This window comes from Streptomyces sp. NPDC020192 (assembly GCF_044388685.1).
Taxonomy (GTDB): Bacteria; Actinomycetota; Actinomycetes; order Streptomycetales; family Streptomycetaceae; genus Streptomyces.
Window position 1 is genome coordinate 77,722 of the sequence record NZ_JBIRXG010000028.1, and the last position, 20,084, is coordinate 97,805.

Below are 20,084 nucleotides of genomic sequence, written 5' to 3' on the forward strand. Positions count from 1 at the left end.
GGCGGGCCAGTACGTCTCCGCCTACTACCTCTCCCGCTGGGGCAACGACGAGGCCAAGGACAACAACGGCACCGTCATCCCCGACTGCTGACCACCGCGCCTCCGGCGGGCCACCGCCCGCCGGAGGCACCGTACGAGGAGCACTTCGACCCCGTCCCACCACATGTGAGCACGGCCCCACCGGCCGCGGCATTCCGTCACTGTCCGCGTTCACCGCGCGATCCGCTGGTGTGGGCGAAGCGACCACCGGTGTTATTCAATGAGGTGTGCGGTCAGGGATCTCGGGGCCCCGTCGCACGCGTTTGAGTACGGCCCCGGCGCTGCGTCGGGGACTGCCGAGAGAGCCGCATGGACTCCACACCCTCCCCCTCGTCCTCTTCGCCGTTCGACCTGGTCAGCAAGGCCCTGGGGCGCTACATCCCGCGCGACGGAGCGGCAGCGGCCACCGGTCCTGCCGACGCGCAGGGCGACCGCGCCACCCGCCGACGCGTACCCGACGACCCGGCAGCCGGCCCTCAGGATCAGATTCTCGGCGTGGTCAACCTGGACAGGGATCTGAGAATCACCCGCTGCAATCTGGACGCCCCCGTGTTCGCGGGTCTGGGCGCCGTGGCCGGGAGTCCCTTCGTCGCTCTCCTGCCCCCCGGGGACGTACCGACGGTCACACGGCGGTTGCGGCAGGTGCTGGAGACCGGTGAGGCGCACGTCGCCCGGATCCAGCGCCTGCGGCGCGGCGACGGGTCGGAGCTGGTGGTCTCGATGAGCATCCTGCCCGCCGCGGCGCCTCAGGAGGGCCTGACCGTCTCCGTGATCGCCATGGCCAGGAGGCTGCACCTGTACGCCGCCGAGACCGCCATCGGCACCTCGCTGGACATCGGCGAGACCGCGCAGTCGCTGGCGCAGTCCCTGCTGGCCTGGGGAGACGTGGCCGCCGTCGACCTCGACTTCGCCGTGTGGACGGGCGAGGGAGTCACCGGGCAGGAGCAGGGGCGCATCCGGCTACGGCGGGCGGCCCTGGTGCCGGACCGGGCATGGCCCGAGGGCTACGTGACTCCGGGCGACGATCTTCCCAGCGACGCGAGTCGCCTGCTGGCGCAGGCGGTACGGCGGGACGACGCCCCGCAGGCCATCGTCATACCCGACGGGGAGGCGGTCGAGCGGGTGCTCGGCAACCCGCGCGTGATGCGTGCCCTGGTGCCCGGCGACCGGTCGGCGGGTGTGGCGTGCATACCGCTGGTCCTGGACAGCGCGCCGCCCGTGGTGCTGGGCGTGGCGGAGGTCTGGCGGCGGGCGGACTGTCCCTTCCTCGACAGCGAGCTGTTCGAGCTGCAGGAACTGGTGGCCAGGACCGCCCATCACGTCGACCTGGCCCGTCAGCACCAGCGCGAGCACACGCAGGTGCTGGCGTTGCAGCGCCGACTGCTGCCCCGGACCGGCGGCGACACCATCGAGGTCGCCAGCGTCTACCAGCCCGCCACGCCCGACAGCGCGGGCGTCGGCGGCGACTGGGTGAACAGCTTTCCGCTGCCGGACGGCCGTACCGCGCTGGTGGTCGGTGACGTCGTCGGGCACGGTTTGGGAGCCGCGGCAACCATGGGCCAGCTGAGCATGGAGGCCCGCGCGCTGCTGTCCGCGGGGCTCGCGCCCGACGAGGTGCTCGAGCACCTGGACGAGACCGTATCGCTGCTGGACGACGCGGAGTCCGGGCTGACGGCCGGCTACAGCGCCCTCGGGTCGACCTGCTGCATCGCCCTCTACGACCCCGTCAGCCACCGCGTGGCGCTGTCCAGCGCGGGTCACCTCCCCCCGGTCCTCGTCTCCCCCGACGGGCACGCGGGCCCGCTGGCGATCCGGCCCCACCCCGGCCTGGGGGCCGAGTTCGCGCTGCGGGAGCCATTTGACGTGCACACGTTCGGCGCACCCCCGGGCTCCCTGCTCGCCCTCTACACCGACGGTCTGGTGGAGGATCCGGCCGAGTCGATCGACGAGGGCATCGGCAGGCTGGCGGACGCCGTGTCCAGCGTGCACCCCTGGGACTCCCTGCAGCAGGCCGCACGGCACGTCGTCTCCGCGCTGGCACCCGTGCGCCAGCGCGACGACGTGACCCTGCTGCTCGCGCGGATGATCGGCTACCGCAAGGGGGACACCACGACCTGGCGGCTGCCCGCCCGCGACGACGCCCCCGCCCGTGCCCGCGCGCAGGTCTCCGTCCTGCTGCGGCAGTGGCGCACCAGGGACGCCACCCGGGACAACGTGCTGCTGCTGGTCAGCGAGCTGGTCACGAACGCGGTGCGCTTCGCCACCGGCCCCATCACGGTACGGCTGATCAGGGCCGGTCACAGCCTGCTGTGTGAGGTGGGCGACACCGGCAACGGCAGGCCACGGCTGAGCCGGGGCGGCCTCCTCGACGACGGTGGTCGTGGCCTGCGCATCGTGCACAGGCTCACCACCCGGTGGGGGGTGCGGTGGACGGACACCGGCAAGGTGGTCTGGGCGGAAGTCACGAGGTGACGCGGCTGCGGGGCGGGGGCGCGGCCGGCGTACGGGAGCGCCGGGAGGGTATGGGCGGCGTACGCGTCACCCGGCGCCACCGACGGAACGGACGGTGCCCTCAGCGGTACCGGTGGCGTGACCGGTGATGCGGAGGGCCCGTTCGCCGGTGCGGGTGGCGCGGGCTCGCACTACAGCCACTCCCCTTCCAGGGCGGTGGCGGTGAGGCCCGGTGCCGCCGCGTACAGGACGGCGCGACTGCCCGGCTTCTGCCCGGCGTCGTGCGCCCGCCGCATGATGTCGAACACGGCGGCGCCGCCGCGGTTGCCGGTGGTGTAGCTGTCCCGGCTGTAGTCCAGCAGCCCCGACGGCCACGCGTCGGGCATCGTCTGCTCCATGTACTCCAGGACCCGGGTCCCGCCGGGGTGCGCCAGCAGCACGTCGGGGTGCCAGGAGTCGGGGTCGTCCTGGTAGCGGACGCGCAGCCACTCCCACATCGCGGTGACCGTCTCCTGTACGGCGCGCGGCCCGCGCCGGTCCATCACGAAGTGGGTGCCGTCCGCCCGCGTCTCCAGGCGGTGCAGGTCCTGGGTGCCGGGCAGGGTGTGGTGCCAGGCGGCGTCCAGCCGCAGCACCGACTCGCGCCGCGGGCGGCCCGTGACCACCATGGCGGCCGCGGTGTCCGCGAACAGCAACCGGACGATCAGGGACTCGAGAGTGTCGTCCGCGGGCTGGTAGGTCGTGCTCAGCGCCTCCGCGATCACGACCAGGACCACCCGGTCGGGGTCCGCCCCCACGAGATCCGCCGCCAGGGCCAGGGAGCGGGTTCCCGCGATACAGGCCCACTGCGTGCCCGGCTGCAGCATCACGTCGTTGCGGAGCTGAAGCCTGTTGGCCAGGGCGATGTCCAGACCCGGCAGCGCCGGGGTGGTGGAGTTGCTGGTGATCAGGCAGTCGACGTCCGCGGCGTCCAGCCCGGCGATCTGCAGGGCCCCGCGTGCCGCACGCTCCCCGTAGGACTGCACGGCCTCCCAGGCCGGCGCAGTGCGCTCCTGGATGGTCTGCGGCGCGGGTATCGCCTCAAGCGCGGCGATCACGCGGTCCACGTCCTGCTGGGTGAACCCGTCGCGTGCCAACGCCTCTTGGGCCGACCCGGTGCCGACAGCCCGCAGGCCGCCGCCGTTGCCGGGCGCGACGGCGGCCTCCAGCGGCAGCATCCACCCGCGGGTCTCGATGCCCGTGCTGGCCGCGATGCCGTCGATCCGCGGCGCCCAGGCCGCGTGCGGATGCCGGTCGCGCACCTCCGCCACGATCTGGCTGGTCTCCACGGCGTGCTCGCCGTGTATCACGGCAGGAGGACAGAGGTAAGCGGCCATAAGGGGGCACCTTTCCAGGGGAACAAGCAGGAATGTCACGAGTGCTGTGTCATGGGTCACTTTGGGACTTCACGCCCAAGAGGTAGCCGATAGGCCCCACTTCGGGAGCCGATGTCCGCTTCGGGCATGGCCGCCAAATGGACATTTCCGCTGTGATGCAGACAACTTAGGCAGCACTCGGAATGAGTGACACGGCACACACCGCTGAAACAGGGGCCCCAGAGCGGTTCCGCTGGTCTTGCCTGACTTACCGTCAGCCGGGAGGGTGCCTGATCACTGCCGCCGGAGCCGGGCGACACCCCGGCGGCGCGGGCCGCTCCAGCACAGGGACTCTCTGCGACAGGGAAGAGGTGCGCCGCGATCGGCAAGCCGTCCGAGGCGATGGGCGACGGCAGGGGGCACCGTTACTGCACTTCGCTGACGTCGTACAGGGTGGGCAGGTGACGTGGCGGGGCATGACGCGGACACCCGGAGCGGCCCACGCCCATCACCCTACTGAGAGCACCCTGCAACGCTGTGGCCATCTGCTGACATCACGTCAGGGCAGCGTCCACAACCGGACCGTGACGAGGTAGAAGACGACAGCCCAGAAGGCCATCGCAACCGCGACGACACCGAGGCCACGGAGGTTGGCCCTGCCCGGTTCGTCCGACGCCGGCCGCAGCCATCGCCCGAGCAGCGGGTTCACGTAGTACGGCATGGTCAGGAAGCTCATGATGAAACTCGACAGCAGGTTGCCCACGAGCAGGCCGATCCAGAGCGGCATGTGCAGTGGGGACAGAGCGAGCGTCAGCAGCACGACAGTCGGGTACAGACCCACCCAGACGGCGAGGGAGGTCCTGGTCACGGAGGGCGGCGGCGGTGCCTCCTTGCCGTTGCCCTCGAAGGCGAACCAGCTGCCGAACGAGTTGTCGATCGTATGCAGCTTGAAGTCGCTGAACCTCTCGCCCTCGGCGAGCATCTCCTGCCGTTGGGGCGACGTCAGCCAGGCGTCGAGGTGCTCGGCGCTGTCGTAGCGGTACAGCGTGGTCCATTCCTCCTGGAGCCCCTCGATGGGGCGGAAGAGCTCCGTCCCGCGAAACCCCTCGAACTTGCTCTCCTCCTGGACCATGCGGTGCTGCCAGACGAGGAAGTCGTCGACCTGGTTCGGGGGGACGCGGTGGGTGACCACCACGGTGACCAGCGGATCCAGTGACTGCGTGCCGCTGCTGACCACCTGCTGGGTCGCCGGACCGTCGAAGTACTTGGCGCCGACGTCGAGATACGTCTGCCTGGTCGCGCTGTTGATCCACGCCTGCAGGTGCGCCACCGAGTCGAACCGGTACACGACGACCCAGTCGGGTTGCAGCGGTGTCGGCGGTGAGATCTCGGCGCCGAGGAAACCGGGGTAGTAGGCGGCCGCGGTGTTGAGGTCCCTCTGCCACGACTCGAACTCGCGCTCCATCCCGGGCAGGACCTTCTGGCCGATGATCGCCGTGGCTGCGGCAGCTATGTTCTTACCGGTGTTCATGGTGGCTCAACCTGTCGACACCGACTGCTCCGTGGGGAGTCGGCCGTAAATGCGTTCCGGAGTCAGCGGCAGCGCACGGTAGCGGACGCCAGTGGCGTCATGCACCGCGTTCGCGAGCGCGGGGGCCACCGGGTTGATGCAGCACTCGGCCATCCCCTTCGCCCGCATGGGCCCCACCGAATCCGCCGAGCCCACCAGGAGGACCTCGGTACGGGGGATGTCGGCGTAGGTGGGGATGCGGTAGTTGCGGAGGTTCGGGTTGACCATGACGCCGCTGTCGTCGACGTGATGGTTCTCGGTCAGCGCGAAGCCGATTCCCTGGGCGACACCGCCCTCGATCTGCCCCCGGACCTGCGCCGGGTTGATGATCACTCCCACGTCCGCCGCCTGCACGCTGTACAGGATCCGTATCTCACCCGTCACGCGGTGCACGGCGACCCGGAACCCCTGCGTGTTGGAGGTGACGCTCCGGGGCGAGCCGTACGCCTTGCGTGCGGCGGTGAAACGGATTCCACGCGCCCGCGCAAGCGCGACCAGTTCAGCCAGCGACACCCGCCGGTCCCCGCAGACGACACCGTCGTCGTCCATCGCGCACATCACGACATGGACGCCCGTGTGCGCCGCGGCGAATTCCAGGATGCGGTCGCGCACGGCATTGGCCGCCCGCAGGACCGCGTTGCCCGCCACGAAGAGGCCCGCGCTCGCGAAGGCACCGGTGTCGTATCCCGTGCGGTCGGTGTCGGACTGCACCAGACGGATCCGTGAGGGTGTCGTGCCCAGCTGGTCGGCCGCGATCTGGACATGGGCCGTGGAGGTTCCCTCCCCGAACTCGGGGGTCCCGACGGCCAGTTCGTAGATGAGATCGTCGCCCAGCGTGACCCAGGCCTCGGAGAGGTGTTCCGTCGGGGGCGCGGTCTCGTGCAGGGAACTCGCCACGCCGGCTCCGAGGAACCACTCGGGGCCGGGGGGCGGCAGGTCGGCCGTACGGGCCAGGGCGTCGCCCACCAGGTCGATGCACTTGGCGAGTCCGTCCTCGGTGAAGATCACGTCGTCGGGGCCGTCGTGCAGGGCGACCAGGGGCTCACCCGGACGCACGATGTTGCGTCGGCGCAGTTCCAGCGGGTCGAGGTGCAGGGCGCGGGCCAGCTCGTCCATCGCCGACTCCACCGCGAACGCCGGCTGCGTCATCCCGTAACCTCGCAGCGCCCCGCTCGGCACGGTGTTGGTGTAGACGGAGTACGCGTCGTACTTCTTGTTGGGGCAGCGGTAGATCATGACGGCGGCTCCGCCCGCGTACAGCGTTTCGCCGCCGTGGTTGCCGTAGGCGCCGGTGTTCGACACGTTGCGTACCTGGAAGGCGGTGAGCGTTCCGTCGGCCTTCGCGCCGATCTTGACCGTCAGGGTCATCGGATGCCGCGGCGAGGCCGTGGTGAACTCCTCCTCGCGGGTGTACTCGAGACAGGTGGGCCGCCCGGTGTCCAGGGTGGCGAGCGCGACCAGATCCTCCGCGAGCACCTCCTGCTTGCCGCCGAATGCGCCGCCGACGCGCTTGCAGAACACCCTCACCTGGTCCGGGCGCAGCGCGAACAGGTACTCCAGTTTGACCTTCGCGACCGACGCTGACTGTGAACTGGTGCGGACGTTCAGCCGGCCGTCCTCCATCCAGGCGATCGAACCATGGGTCTCCAGATGCGCGTGCTGCACCCGCGGTGAGAAGTACGTGCCTTCGTGGATCACGTCGGCCGCGGCGAATCCCGCGTCGATGTCGCCGATGTGCGAGTGGAGTTCGACAAGGATGTTGTGGACGGGGTCGCGGACGAACGGGTCGTGCGAGCCGTGCAGCTGGGGTGCGCCGTGGGCCATCGCCGCCTCCGGGTCGAACACCGCCGGCAGCACCTCGTACTCGACCGCGAGGCGCCGGCAGCCCTCCTCGGCCGCCCCGACCGTGTCGGCCAGGACCGCGGCGACGCGCTGGCCGGCGAAGCGGACCGTGTCGTCGAGGATGTAGGTGTCGTCCGGGTCGACCAGGTGGTCGGTGTGGATCGCCGTGCTGAAGCGCTTACGGGGTACGTCTTCCCAGGTGTAGACCCGGTGCACGCCGGGCACCGCGAGGGCGCCGCTCTTGTCGACCGAGAGGATCCGGGCGTGCGCGTGGGGGGAGTGCAGCACCTTGAGGTGCAGCATGCCGTCGATCCGCGTGTCCATGGTGAACTCGGCGTGACCCGTCACCACGTCGTGGCCCGCGGGCGCGCCGACGCTCGTCCCGACGGCCTTGCCCGGTGCTGCCGTCTCCACCGCGCTGACGCCCTTCACGGCGTCCTCGATCGCCCGGTATCCGGTGCAGCGGCAGAGGTTGCCCTTCAGCGCCCGTGGCAGATCCGCCTTCTGTTCCTCGGTGAAGGTCGCCGACGTCATGATCATCCCTGCGGTGCAGAAACCGCACTGGAACCCCGGGGCGTCCTCGAACTGCCGCTGCATGGGATGCGGGGCCCCGGGCCGTCCGAGACCCTCGATCGTGGTCACCTCACGGCCGTCCGCGCGGAACGCGGGGGTGATGCAGCTGTGTACGGGTGTGCCGTCCAGCCACACCGTGCAGGCGCCACAGTCGCCCGCGTCGCACCCCTTCTTGACGCCGAAGTGGCCGAGTTCGCGCAGGAAGGTGCGCAGGCACTGGCCGGGGGCGGGTTCCCGGTCGAATGCCTTGCCGTTCACGAGGTAGCTCATGCCAGGTCCCCAGCCGTGAGTTCGCGGCGGATCTCCTCGGCGAAGTGCCGTGTCAGGTGCCGACGGTGGTCAGGGGTTCCGTTGGGATCGGCGAACCAGACGTCGGCGGGCACGTCGTCGATGGTCTGCCGCAGGGTTCGAACATCGGGCAGGGAGTCGAAGGCCATGCGGACCGGCCGCGTGGTGCCGGCGGTGACGGTGAGCACCAGGTCACTCGCTCCCAGCCGTTGCGTGCCGACGAGGAACACCGTTGAACGGCCGAGCCGGGTCAGCGTGAAGCGACGGTGCGCGGTGCGTCTGCGCAGCGCGTGCTCCGGAATGGTGATGCGCCGAAGGAGCTCCCCGGGGGCGAGAACGTTGCGGTGGTCGCCGGTGACGAAATCGAGGGCGTCGACGAAGCGCACGGAACCATCGGGCGCCCACAGCTCGTACTGCGCCTCCAGCGCGACCGTCAACGTGATCATCGGGCCGGCGGGCAAGGACATGCAGATGTTTCCGCCGACGGTCGCCGCGTTCCAGACCTTGAACGAGGACAGGAATGCCTCACAGCTTTCCCGGAAGAGAATTCCGGCGGTCCAGGCCTGCGGCCAGGGGAAGGCGTACAGGTCGCGAATGGTGCATGTGGCGCTGATCTCCAGGCCCTTGTCCGTCGGAACAAGAGGCTCCCAACGCAACGCCGTCAGGTCGATCAGCCGTCGCAGGTCCGGCTGCTCCGTGGAATAGAGCCATGTTCCGCCTGCGAGCCAGGCGTCGCCCTCGTGCCAGTCCATGGCCGGCCGCTCGGACGGTCGCCGGATTACTTCGGTGATGGTGTTGAGGTCCATGAAACCGACCTACGGGAGAACGGACCTACGAGAAGACAACTGCCCCTGGCACTGTGGGACTTGATTGCCCGCCGACCGAGCAGGCGTCGGCCGCCATGCCGCACTGTTCCGGGCGGCTGAGCCGCGAGGGACCGGCGGGCACAGACACTTACGTTTCAGCTTATCGCAGCATGCGGATGAGGGCCCGAGGGCGAGGGCAGCTGAAAGTAGCCGACACACACGCTGCGTAGTCAGCGCCAAGCCGACGGCACGGGAGGCAGCGCGGCGCCGATGTCGTCGCCAGCAAGCGCTCCACCAGCACCGGAACCCAACCGTGCCGGTTGGACCAAGCAGCCGAGAGCTCCCTGCAGGGCGAGGCATGAATTCCAGATCGGGGAACGCCTCCGTCTCACTCCCCCGGGACCATGGGCTCGCGGTGCTCCCTCAGGGCCGGTACACCATGCCCGGCTGGGGCTTGGCCGGGGCGAGCAGCTGCGACACCGTGACGATGGTGTAGCCGCGCTGTTCGAGCGCCTTGATGATCCGCGGTACGGCGGGCACGGTCCCCTTGTGCAGGTCGTGCAGCAGGATGACGCCGTCGCGGTGCGTCTGGTCGAGCACCCTCTTGGTGATCAGGGCCGAGTCCGTCGTCTCGTAGTCCTTGGCCGTGACGCTCCACAGCACCTGGGCCAGCCCCAGTTCCCGGCATATCTTGGCCACTTTGCGGTTGGTGCGGCCCTCTGGGGGACGCATCAGGACGGGCCTGGTGCCGGTGATCTTCTCGATGGCGTCCTGTGTCCGGGTCAGTTCCTGGCGGGCGTCGGCCTCGTCGAGCTCCGTCAACCTGGGGTGATTCCAGGTGTGGTTGCCGATTTCGTGCCCCTCGGCCGCGATGCGGCGCAGGATGTCGGGGTACTTTGCGATGTGGCCCTTGCCCTGCACGAAGAACGTGGCGTGCAGACCGTTTTGTTTGAGGATGTCCAGCAGTCTGGGTGTCGTCGGGCTGGGACCGCCGTCGAAGCTGAGGGCCACGCACTTCGCCTTGCGGCAGTCGACGTTTCCGGCCACCGATCCCGATGCCTTGGCGCGTGCGGCACGCGGCGATGTGTGATCGTAGGTGGTGACCGTCAGGGCCAGAGTCAGCGCGACGGCGAGGGCGGCGGCCACCGCTGCTACGGCGGCGACGAGTATGCGTGAGCGTCTTGTGCGCGTGTGGAAGGGCATGTGGAAGGGCATGCGCAACCTTTCTTCTGATGGAGTTCCGGGGTTATCGCGTGCGGGCGGGAGCCGGCTTCGCGGCGGGGGCCTGAAGCCGCATGTCGAGCGTCAGACGATGCCTCAGCAGGCGTCCGAGACGGCGCTCCACCGTTGTGTGGATGAGCAGGGACAGCCCCAGCATGCAGACGACGGACACCGCCATGGAAGGCAGCGGCCCCAGCCTCGGAAAGGTCCGGATCAAACCTTTGGCCAACGGAATTCCGATGCTTTGGTGGACGAGGTAGAAGGGGTAGGTGAGTGCCCCGGCGGTGACCAGCCAACGCCGTCGCAGCCTTGTCAGCGGTCCGACACCGGTCAGTGCCAGCAGCCCCAGACACAGCGTGAGTACGGCCGCGCAGACGGCCCAGGAGGGCCGGCTCTCGCCGGGGGGTACGGTGGCGTGGTCGGTCACCCGGAGTTCGAGCACGGTGAGTTCGTAGGACCAGGCGAAACCCAGCAGCAGCCACAGCAGGAGGCTCTGTCCGAACCTGTGCATGAGGTAAAGGACGATTCCGGCGACGAAGAGGCCGGTGTACCGGGGCAGCACGAATTCGTCGAGCAGGGGCGAGTGGAGTTCGAGGGCGATGACACCGGCCAGGAGCCAGGCTCCGCAGAAGGTCACCACCCGCCGGTACGACAGCCCGAAGACCAGCAGCACGGCCATCAGCAGGTAGAAACGGGCCTCCACCCAGAGCGTCCAGCTGACTCCGTCGACCAGTTCGATTCCCAGCGGACCCGGAGCCATCGTCAGGTTTCCCAGGACGGTACGAGGGTCGATGCGGACAGCGGCGGACCAGTGGCCCATCCGCGAGACCAGGACGAGCGCGACGACCAGGAGTACGGCGCACCAGTAGGCCGGAAAGAGCCGTGCGATACGGGAGACGGTGAACTGTGCGGGCGTCCGCCCCCAGCAGCTCATGCAGATGACGAATCCGCTGATGGCGAAGAAGAACTCGACGCCGAGCCAGCCGTAGCGGCTGGCCTCGTGCAGGAACGGCGCGAAATCCCGGAGTTCGGTCTTCCCCCAGAAGTGTGGGGTGGGTGTGCCGAGGAAGTGGTACGCGGCCACCATGACCGCTGCCACCAGGCGGAGCCCGTCCATCGCGGCCAGGCGTTCCGGCCCGCTCCGGGGACCGGGAGACGGCATGTCGGAGACCGTCTCAGACGGTCGGCAGAGGGGAGCGGCTGACACGTATCTTCGACTGGCCGTGCGGGCGCGCCTCCCAGTCCTCCATGAACCGCGCGTGCAGACCGTGCCGCTGCGCCAGGGCCAGGAGGGTCTCGGTGCGGTAGTAGAAGTCCTCGCCCAGCACCTGGTGTTCGGCGCCCTCGGTGCGGTCGAAGGTGAAGTCGAAGAACCCGGAGTCGGTCAGCACACGGCCGACGTGCGCCAGGCACTGGTCGATGACCTCCAGAGGCGAGTGGGAGAAGACGCTGTGCGCGTGGACCACGTCGAAGTGGTCGCTGGGCAGAAAGTCCAGAGTGAGGTCGCCGGTGATGGTCAGATGCGGCAACTTGTCCTGGATCCGGCGCTCGACGAGGGTCTTCTTGGCGGCCATCAGGATGTCGGGCGAGATGTCGATGCCGTAGTAGTTGCCGGTGCCGAGGCGGTCGATGAAGGGCCAGCCGCCGCGCAGGTTGCCGCAGCCGATGTCGAGCATGCGGTGCTCGGGGCGCAGCCCGTGTTCGACGAGGTAGTCGAACTGCATCTGCCCGAGCGCCAGCCAGCGGTCATGGGTCCGGCTGCCGACCGCGGCCTCCGGGTTGCGGCGGGTGTCCGAGGCCATCACGGCGCGGTAGTAGCCGACGTGGTCGGGGTGCTTGAGGCTCAACCACGCGTCCCGGCCGGCCCGGCGCAGGTACGGGACGACGCGGCCGGGGTGGCGCAGGGCATAACCGGCCTTGTGGGTGAGGGCGGCGCGGTTGTTGCGCAGTTTCTTCGGTGACGTGGCGTCGGCAGGCATGGCGAAGCGACCTCCGTACGAAAAGGGATCCCTGTGAGGGAAAAGGATGAAGAGGTGGAGCGGATGGTCCTGATACGGCCGTCGCGGTCAGACGCGGCGGCGCAGGAGCAGCACGGTGACGACCGTGAGCAGCGCGGCGAGGCCGCCGAGGACGGCGGTGTCGGTCCACTGGAAGGTCCAGTAGTCACCGGCCGGGTTGGCCTTGTAGAAGCGGGCCACGTACCCGTGCGCCGCCATGCACTCCTTGAGCTGGGCGCCTGACGGGAAGGGGCAGTTCAGCACGTCGTCGTGACGGCCGGAGGCGGTGATCAGGCCGTAGGTGCCGGTCGACCACTTCTCTCCCATCAGCGGTTTGGGGATGCTGCCGGTGCTGACGTAGGTGTGTGGCGGGACCAGTAGCCGGGTCCGGTGCGTCCACTCCAACAGGAGGGTCATCACCCCCGTCACCAGCAGGGTCAGGCCCATCGCCGCCAGGACCCGGCGGGCCAGCAGGCCCAGCAGGGTACCGGCCGCCAGGCCGAACAGGGCGGCCGCGACGACACGGGGACCGGAGCCACTCAGGGCTGTGTCGTCGTACCAGAACAGGCCGTAGCTCCGGTCGGCGGCCGGTCGCCACCACCAGGTGAACACTCCCACGAGCAGGCTGGAGAGGACGGTCGTGGTCGCTGCGGCCAGGGTGAATCGGGAGGCGAACCACCGACCGCGGCTCACGCCCTGGGCGAGGACCATGCGGTGGGTGCCCAGTTCCCGGTCGCGGCCCAGCAGCGGGGCGCCCCAGAAGACGCCGATCAGGACGGGCAGGGCGATGTTCAGTGCCCCGAGGTACTTCAGCGGCTCTACGTCCAGCAGCAGGGGCAGGCCGGTGTCGGACCGTGAGCAGTACAGCGGCCCGGTCGCGCAGTGGTCGAACAGTCCACTGTGCAGGGCGTCCAGCATGCCGGAGCGGTAGTACGCGGCGATCGCCGCTGCGACGACCAGAGCGGCCGCGCCGATGCCGGCCGACACGCGTTGCTGGCGCCATGCGAGCCAGAGGGAGCCCTTCACGCCGCCGCCTCCGTCCGCTCGGCGAGGGCGGTGGCGGGGTGCCCCGGCTCACCGGCCTGGAGATAGCCGAGCAGGACATGCTCCAGTCTCGGCCGTTCGACGTGCCAGTCGCCGCGCAGCGGTCCGTACTGCCGTATCAGGGCCGTCAGCTGTCTGCCGGCGGCGCGGCGCTGCACGACGGTGTGCTGTTCGGCCAGGGTGTCGGCCTGACCGGTGGATCCGGTCAGTACGGCATGGCTCTCGCGCAGTGCCTCGGCGTCCTCGCTCAGCTCGACGCGGCCGTCGCGCAGTACCAGCACCCAGTCACAGGTCTCCTCGAGTTCGGGCAGGACATGAGAGGACAGCACGATGCTCGTGCCGCGCTCAGCGGCCTCTGCCATCAGCTCCGCCATGATCTCGCCTCGTGCGACGGGGTCGAGGTCGGCCAGCGGCTCGTCGAGAAGCAGGAGTTCGGGCCGCTTGCCCAGCGCCAGGGCGAGCGCGACGCGGGTGCGCCGCCCGGGGGACAGCTCGCCGACGCGCGCGTGCAGTGGAATGTCGCCCTCGCGCACGATCCGCTCGGCGGTCGCCCGGTCCCACGAGGAGTTCAGTTTCTCGCCCATCAGCAGGGTGTCCGCCACGGTGAAACGGGGGTAAAGCGGTTTGTCCTGGGTGAGCAGTGCGACCCGGGTGCGGGCCTCGGACGTGCCGGGTACGGCTCCGAGCACCCGCAGCTGCCCGGAGCCGGGCCGCAGCAGGCCGCCGGCCAGGTGCAGCAGAGTGCTCTTGCCGGCGCCGTTGCGTCCGACGAGTGCGGCGATACGACCGCCGGGCATGGTGAACTCGCAGTCCCGCAGGGCCCAGCCGCCCCGCCTCCGGTACCGGAATCCGAGTCCCGTGGCGCGCAGTGCGGCCGACGCGTCAGGCTCGGTCATGCGTCCTCCTTCTTTTGTCCCCGGTGGCCCGGGGTTTGCTGTCGTGCTCGTGCTCGTGCTCGTAGGCGTCCAGGGCTGCTGTGACCAGGGCGAGGACATCGGCCCCTTCCAGCCCTGCGGCCCGCGCGCGGGCCACCCAGTCGGTGAGCTCCCGGCGCAGCGGGGAGTCGTCCTCCGCGCCAGGCCGGGCGAGCGATCGCGTCACGAAGGTCCCGAGGCCACGGCGCAGTTCGACCAGACCGGCCTGCTCCATGTCGCGGTAGGCCCGCAGCACGGTGTTGGGGTTGATGGCGGTCGCAGCCACCACCTCCCTGGCAGTGGGCAGCTTGTCCCCGACCCGCAAGGTGCCCATCCGGAGCGCCCGTTCGGTCTGCTCGACGATCTGCACGTAGGCCGGTACGCCGCTGCCCCGGTCGATCCGGTAGTCGATCACGTCGCCTTCCTCGGCTCACCATGCTTGTATTAATGAATTAATGGAAGCATGGTGGATGTCCGGCGGCGATGTCAAACACCGATGGCCGACGCCGTCTCTTCCGGGGACCGGGTGATGCGCTGGAGGGTCCGGAAGGCGTGTGCGACGGAGACCAGGGTGACGTGGTGGCGCCGGCGTCTCCAGGTGCGGCCTTGGAAGTGGGCCAGGACCAGGGCCTGCTTCATCTCGCGGTAGTCGTGCTCGGTCCCCCGGCGCAGCTTCGCGGTGGGCACGAGGGTGGCCGGCGGGGTGTCGGCGGGCAGTTCGGGACCGTCGGCGGCCCTGGCAGAGGATCGCGTTCACGATCTTCCGCATCTCGTAGTGCTGGGCCTGGCGGATTGGCTGGTGGGTGATCAACAAGCCGTGCGCCGGGAGGGCACCAGTTCGGTGCTCGTCCGGCGCCGGGCCGGTCTGCGGGCGGCGCGGTCGGAGACCGAGCCGGTGATGGCGGCGTGCGTCTCGGGGTAGTACTCGCGCCGTCCGATGTACCGCTGCAGCGGACGCCAAGTCTTCTCTTCGCCGGTGACGTGTGCTCCACGCAAATCCGCCTGGAGGACTGGCGTCGGCGCCGCTCGCGCCAGGCATGCCGCTCGCCGAGCGGGGCGTCGTCCTTCGGTTTCTTCGGCGGGGCGCTGACCTGGTCGGGGAACTCGTTGGCCAGTCCTCGGCAGCCCTCGTCCACTTCTGCTTTCACCCTCAGGTGCAGGCGGAACTGCTCGGCGATGCCCCTTCTTCTTGCCGGACACGAACGCCTTGCGGCCCGCTCGTCCGGCCCGGGGACGGCGGACTTGCACCTCGGTACCGTCGACGCGCGGGCCGACCCCCTCGGCCTCGGCGTAGGCGAGGACGTCGGCCAAGGTGCGCCACAGCATGCCGAGCCGACGGCGTCGCCGTGGCCGACGGAGAGCTCGGCGAACTGGTGGTCCGCGGACCGGCGGTCAGCCCGGGGTACCACAACGCCGTGGTCCTGGGATACACCATGTTCCGCAACGTCTACCCCTTCCCCTCCGGCTCGGCCTGGTGGGGCCCCGGCCTGTTCCTCGGCGTCGCCGTCACTGCCATCGGTATCGCCGCCCGGCCCGCCGTCGCCCGCCGCGCCGGAGAGCTGCTCACCCGCGACGAAGGACTCGCTCCCTCGCAGATCCAGGACACCGAGCCGGCAACGGAGGACGCCCCGCCCGTCCTGCGCACCGACCTGACACAGTCCCCCTGACGTTCCACCGAGCACAGTCCGCCACCCCAGGCGAGACCCCTTGCCTTCGGTCCGCAGAGACGAAGACCGCGCACCACGCCCGGGCGCATCGCCCTGTCCGTGCCCGCAGAGCCGAGCGGCGAAGCCGGGTCGGCCCTCATCCGGCCACCTACCGCGCAACTACGCGTCCCGGGCAGTGCTGGCTTCGATCACTTGTGAGCCCCTGAACCGCTCTTCCCTGAGCCGGCATGGTGGCCACGCGCATAGTCGTCCCTCGAACTATGGTGGCACACCACATGTGCCCCTGACCTGCATCTTCCTGCCGTGTGCCGACACGTACCCGTCCCCACCGCACACGAGGAAGTGGCGCACATGGCCTCTGGAACCACTGCTCCCCCACCCCCTGCCAGCCTCCCCAGAATCGTCGCCGCCAGCCTCATCGGCACCACCATCGAGTGGTACGACGACTCATCCGATCGGGGCTAGGACCTGCGGTTTTTCCGCCATTGACCCTCCGAAGTCAGCACCAAACCAGCACCGGAAAATCTCGTGCTGGGTGTGAAACGAGGAGGTGCCCGGTCGGGCGAGCTGCGGACCTGCCGACAGGCACCACAGATCGTCACTCACCGTAGTGCGACCTGGGCACTAGCGCCGACCCCATGGCGGATCCGGACACGACCAAGCCGAACGCGTGATGCCTTCAGCCAGGCGTACGGCTGAGGGCACCACGCGTTCGCAATTTTGCTTCAGGCCGCCTCGACCACCGCCTCGAACTCAAGGGGCAGGTCAAGCTCGGTCTGCATCGTGAAGACGGCATCCATCACAGACCTCAAGCGCTCCGGAGCGTCGGGCATCACGTGCGCGTAGGACTGATGGGTGATCCTCGGGTCGCGATGCCCCAGCCACTCAGCCATGTCCGTCACTGGAACGCCCTTCGAGAGGCCCGCGGAGGCGAAGAAGTGCCGAAGCCAATGCGTGGTGATCCTGCGCGAGATGCCCGCCGCCTTCTTCGCGTTACGCCAAAGCCGGTCGACGAGGGAGTACATGAGGATGTTGGTGCGCCCGATGTTGGAGAAGAGGTAGTCCCCCTCCAGGCGGTTGAGCCCCTCCTCCACGCGAAAGGTGCCGTACAGCCGGACATGCTCCTGCACCTTCGCTGCGATGCTGGGCGGCACGGGAACCGCTCGGCCCTCATCCAGATCACGCCACTTGAGGTGGCGGATGCAATGGGCACGCCCACTGCCCTTGGTGATGGCCTTCTGGACTGCGGTCTTGGGCTCCTCATTCTCTCCGTCCTGCGTGACCTGGCGGTCGACGTAGAGTGTTCCGCTCTCAAAGTCGAACTGCTGCAACGTCACGGCGCACGCCTCACCGATGCGCAGTCCACACCCAGCCATGAGCCACACGAGTAGCTTGTAGGGCCCGGGTAGGTGCCGCTCGATCGCCTCGATCTCTGCCAGGCTCGGAAGGCGGATCGTCTTCTTTACCCTCCGCTTCACCCGTTGGCGACCGGTACGGACGTGCTGGCACGGATTCTTGGTTATGTACTCGTTGGCGACGGCGAAGCTGAAGACACCCGCGAGCGTCTCATAGCGATTGATCGCCGTGCTCTCCTCATAACCACGCTCTTCCACCATCCACTTCAGCCACGCATTGAGATGCTTCGGCTTGACGGCACCGATGGCAGTGGCCCCAAAGTAGGGCTCCACGTGGAGGCGAAGGCTCGTTTCGTACTGATACCGTGTTCCATTCACCCGGCTCCCGGAGTCGATGAACTCGCGGTACACCGTCACGAGAGGGACAAGCAGACCCGTGGGGGCGATGTAGGTTCCGAGATCCTTCTCCCGCTCTACCTTGGCGGCAAAGGAGTCGGCGGGTCCTTTCTTCTCGAACGACCTCTCTCGCTGCCGTCCACCCCGCCCGCCAGGTTCCCGATAGCGCACCGTCCAAGGGTGGCCGCAACGAGTAGCAATACAGGGGTAGTTGCCACTTTTCGCGTCTTCCTTGCATTTCTGGAAAACCCGAGCCAACCTATCGGACCACCTGCCAGCCCACCGACAAGATGCATATCATTAGGTTATCCATATCTCCTTTCCAGGTACGCGACCACGTCGCGCTCGCGAAATCTCAGGAGGCGGCCGACTTTTTGGGGTCGCAGACCCCAAACTCGGTACTTGTTCTTGATCGTCAACTCGCTGACCTTCAACCAATCAGCCACTTCAGCCGGTGTTAGAAGCCGATAGCTTCCACCCTGCGTCAAGATCACACCTACAATCTCCACGGGTAAAGATCAGTCGGACTACGGGGGGGTCCATCCCTCTCACTGAAGGATCTAGGTCGGCAGCGCCAGCTCTGTCCAGTCGCTGCGTCCATCAGGGAAGCAGCAGACGGTCTCTTCCTATGCGTTGTTTGCGGCGCTATCTACTGCGCCCGCTACGGCTCCCCCTGCCAAGGGCGACCCAATGCGGACTCACTCAATGGTCATCGCGATCGCCGGTTTGGCTAACCGGCGATCGTGGTCTATGTTGCGATCGCTCTCCGCTTGGGGGCTTGTCCCCAGCTGCCAGGCACACCTCCGCATGGACTAGGTGTGGGCAACCCACGTGTTTAATGTGCCCGGAGCGAAGAGGGCGGAGGCGACCAGCCGAACAGATCGAAGGCGTACGTCGCCAGAAGGGAACTCCTCATCGGGTCACCCGGTGGGCCGTTTATCGACCTCGTGACCCGGGGGTGTTGTACGTTGACATAGCCCCAGGAGGGGTTCCAGTCTTTCGAGAGTCTTTCTCGTCTGCCGTGGGCGAATGCCAAGTCGACCGGATAGTACGGAAAGAGTGCGCTTCGTCGGCCAGGACGACATTCGGCCCCGTCCAGGAGCCGCCACCGCTGCGTCAGGCACCCACAGACGCCGGGTGCGAAGGCGGGCGTTGCTGGCCTGCCCGGCAGTCAGGACGAGGTCAGCGGTCGGTCCTGTGCACTGCATCTGGTTCTTCGCCAGCCGCACCGGATCGGCCTCGATAGGGTCGAAAGCGGCGCGGCGCATGACTCTTCAGGCCCTCCAGAGAGGTCACCTGTTGGCGAGACCGCCGTGCACTACCGAATCACCCTTGACTGCAGTGCAGGGATAGCAGCGATCTTGGCCTGGTCAAGGTGGTCCCACAGGATCCCCTTCGGCCGATGTGGGGCTGTGCACTCGATGACCTCGTCCGGCGTAATGACCAGGTCGACCTTCGCGTCGTGATCGGTGACCGGAATGGGTGTATCAATCACCTGGAGGCTGTGAACCGTGGTCACGACGAGGCTGCCGGGTCCGATGAGGCCAGCTTCCGTCAGAAGCGCGAACTCCAGGTCGGAATAGCCGGCGCCTTTGCCGATCCGGGCACCGTCCCGATTGACTGTGACACTCGTGACGGTTACCGGATGGGTACCGCCGGTCCCCGCGGGGGACGAGGGCCAGCGACGACCACTCCGACGACATCACCCGGCTGATCACACTCTGGTAAGCGGGATGCTGAGCCGGGCGGCGAAGTCGGATCATCGGTGGCCACGGACAGCACAGGGTCACCGCAGCGGACATCGACCTGCTGGACGAGCAGCGCAGACACCACCCTGTTGGAGCGTGCGGTCCAGGCCGCGATGCGCTCGCACGAAGCGCACTTCGCCCGAGCTGTTGACGTGGAGCCTGCCGGCGCCTTCGGCGTGGAGTCGCCGGCCGGGGCCGCCGAGGAGGAGGCAGCATCTGGTGTGCCGGTGCCCTGCGGGGAAGGCTTGGCTCCTCCTGTCCCGCTACCCGGCTTGTCCGCGGGGGTAGACGGGGCGCCGCTGGGCTTGTGCGTCGGCTTGTCTGAGGGGTCGGGCTTCGGGTCGGTGGCGGTCTTGGCGTTGGTGACGGTCACGGTCACCGGAGCGCCGGGGCCTGCGGTGAACGACTTGGACGGCTTGTAAAGGTCGTACCCGGCAGGGGCTTTGACCTCCTTGACCCAGAACTCCGTCTTCCGGCTCGACACCGGCAGTTCTCCGGAGGCCGTGCCCTTGCCACCGGTGGTCAGGGTGAGCAATGTCGAGGCGCCGGTGCCGATGTTCACCGTCGCGCCGGGCAGAAGTTTGCCGGTCTTGTCGTCCTTGGCCCGCAGGAGGACCTTGGCTGCCTTGAACGGGTCGGTGATCGTCAGCTGTGTGGTCGCGCCCGGGGTGACGATGACGTCCTGGTCGGCGACGACCTCGTGGAGCGGGCTGCCTTCCCTAATAAGAAGTCATCTCATTTGGTGAGTCTGCGGTAGCAGATGAGGGTGCAGGCGATGCTGGTGAAGGCGAGGAAGTGCTCGGCTTTGCGCTCGTAGC

Annotated in this window: 15 protein-coding genes and 3 pseudogenes; 2 read left to right on the plus strand and 16 right to left on the minus strand. The window is 68.5% G+C overall.

The features are described from left to right. Positions 1-348 precede the first annotated feature (348 nt). The gene (locus ACH47Z_RS37720) at positions 349-2,511 is read left to right on the plus strand and encodes a SpoIIE family protein phosphatase (RefSeq protein WP_399082045.1); all 2,163 of its coding nucleotides are present in this window, start codon (positions 349-351) and stop codon (positions 2,509-2,511) included. 170 nt (positions 2,512-2,681) lie between these two features. Here the strand turns inward: ACH47Z_RS37720 and ACH47Z_RS37725 are convergent, their stop codons facing one another. The 12 genes and pseudogenes from ACH47Z_RS37725 to ACH47Z_RS37780 form a co-directional block, all read right to left on the minus strand. Beyond that, positions 2,682-3,866, minus strand: coding sequence for a type III polyketide synthase (locus ACH47Z_RS37725; RefSeq protein ID WP_399082048.1), 1,185 nt, complete (start codon positions 3,864-3,866; stop codon positions 2,682-2,684). Between the two features lie 538 nt (positions 3,867-4,404). Continuing rightward, positions 4,405-5,376 carry an antibiotic biosynthesis monooxygenase gene (locus tag ACH47Z_RS37730; RefSeq protein WP_399082051.1) on the minus strand — a complete coding sequence of 324 codons (972 nt, stop codon included), beginning with the start codon at positions 5,374-5,376 and terminating at the stop codon, positions 4,405-4,407. A gap of 6 nt (positions 5,377-5,382) precedes the next feature. Further along, on the minus strand, positions 5,383-8,100 hold the full coding sequence (locus tag ACH47Z_RS37735) for a molybdopterin-dependent oxidoreductase (protein WP_399082054.1): 2,718 nt from the start codon (positions 8,098-8,100) through the stop codon (positions 5,383-5,385). Next, positions 8,097-8,924 carry an FAD binding domain-containing protein gene (locus ACH47Z_RS37740; protein ID WP_399082057.1) on the minus strand — a complete coding sequence of 276 codons (828 nt, stop codon included), beginning with the start codon at positions 8,922-8,924 and terminating at the stop codon, positions 8,097-8,099. Before ACH47Z_RS37740 ends, ACH47Z_RS37735 begins: the two co-directional genes overlap by 4 nt. A 423-nt stretch (positions 8,925-9,347) precedes the next feature. After that, positions 9,348-10,139, minus strand: coding sequence for a polysaccharide deacetylase family protein (locus ACH47Z_RS37745; RefSeq protein WP_399082060.1), 792 nt, complete (start codon positions 10,137-10,139; stop codon positions 9,348-9,350). A 31-nt stretch (positions 10,140-10,170) separates the two neighbouring features. Further along, positions 10,171-11,307, minus strand: a complete 1,137-nt coding sequence (locus tag ACH47Z_RS37750) for an acyltransferase family protein (protein ID WP_399082062.1) — start codon at positions 11,305-11,307, stop codon at positions 10,171-10,173. A gap of 13 nt (positions 11,308-11,320) precedes the next feature. Further along, a complete protein-coding gene (locus ACH47Z_RS37755; RefSeq protein WP_399082065.1) occupies positions 11,321-12,124 on the minus strand; it encodes a class I SAM-dependent methyltransferase in 804 nt (267 codons plus the stop codon). An 87-nt stretch (positions 12,125-12,211) separates the two neighbouring features. Further along, positions 12,212-13,168 (minus strand): transporter, encoded by a 957-nt coding sequence (locus ACH47Z_RS37760; RefSeq protein WP_399082068.1) that lies wholly within the window; start codon positions 13,166-13,168, stop codon positions 12,212-12,214. Continuing rightward, entirely contained in the window at positions 13,165-14,082 is a 918-nt protein-coding gene (locus tag ACH47Z_RS37765) for an ATP-binding cassette domain-containing protein (protein ID WP_399082071.1), read from the minus strand. The genes ACH47Z_RS37760 and ACH47Z_RS37765 overlap by 4 nt, the downstream gene beginning before the upstream one ends. Continuing rightward, the gene (locus ACH47Z_RS37770) at positions 14,069-14,515 is read right to left on the minus strand and encodes a GntR family transcriptional regulator (protein WP_399082074.1); all 447 of its coding nucleotides are present in this window, start codon (positions 14,513-14,515) and stop codon (positions 14,069-14,071) included. The genes ACH47Z_RS37765 and ACH47Z_RS37770 overlap by 14 nt, the downstream gene beginning before the upstream one ends. A gap of 71 nt (positions 14,516-14,586) precedes the next feature. After that, a pseudogene (locus tag ACH47Z_RS37775) lies at positions 14,587-14,820 on the minus strand (IS701 family transposase); the annotation flags it as partial. An 87-nt stretch (positions 14,821-14,907) separates the two neighbouring features. Continuing rightward, entirely contained in the window at positions 14,908-15,096 is a 189-nt protein-coding gene (locus tag ACH47Z_RS37780) for a hypothetical protein (protein ID WP_399082077.1), read from the minus strand. A gap of 350 nt (positions 15,097-15,446) precedes the next feature. Here ACH47Z_RS37780 and ACH47Z_RS37785 point away from each other — a divergent pair, with 350 nt between their 5' ends. Beyond that, positions 15,447-15,767 carry a hypothetical protein gene (locus ACH47Z_RS37785; protein WP_399082080.1) on the plus strand — a complete coding sequence of 107 codons (321 nt, stop codon included), beginning with the start codon at positions 15,447-15,449 and terminating at the stop codon, positions 15,765-15,767. Positions 15,768-16,492: 725 nt separating this feature from the next. Here the strand turns inward: ACH47Z_RS37785 and ACH47Z_RS37790 are convergent. From ACH47Z_RS37790 to ACH47Z_RS37805, 4 genes and pseudogenes are all read right to left on the minus strand, one after another. Next, positions 16,493-17,689: a tyrosine-type recombinase/integrase gene (locus tag ACH47Z_RS37790; RefSeq protein ID WP_399082083.1), complete on the minus strand. Its 1,197-nt coding sequence runs from the start codon at positions 17,687-17,689 to the stop codon at positions 16,493-16,495. Positions 17,690-17,823: 134 nt separating this feature from the next. After that, positions 17,824-18,027 carry a helix-turn-helix domain-containing protein gene (locus tag ACH47Z_RS37795; RefSeq protein WP_381827883.1) on the minus strand — a complete coding sequence of 68 codons (204 nt, stop codon included), beginning with the start codon at positions 18,025-18,027 and terminating at the stop codon, positions 17,824-17,826. A gap of 809 nt (positions 18,028-18,836) precedes the next feature. Next, a pseudogene (locus ACH47Z_RS37800) lies at positions 18,837-19,148 on the minus strand (5-formyltetrahydrofolate cyclo-ligase); the annotation flags it as partial. 272 nt (positions 19,149-19,420) lie between these two features. After that, positions 19,421-19,981: pseudogene (locus ACH47Z_RS37805) on the minus strand (SpaA isopeptide-forming pilin-related protein); the annotation flags it as partial. Positions 19,982-20,084: the final 103 nt, after the last annotated feature.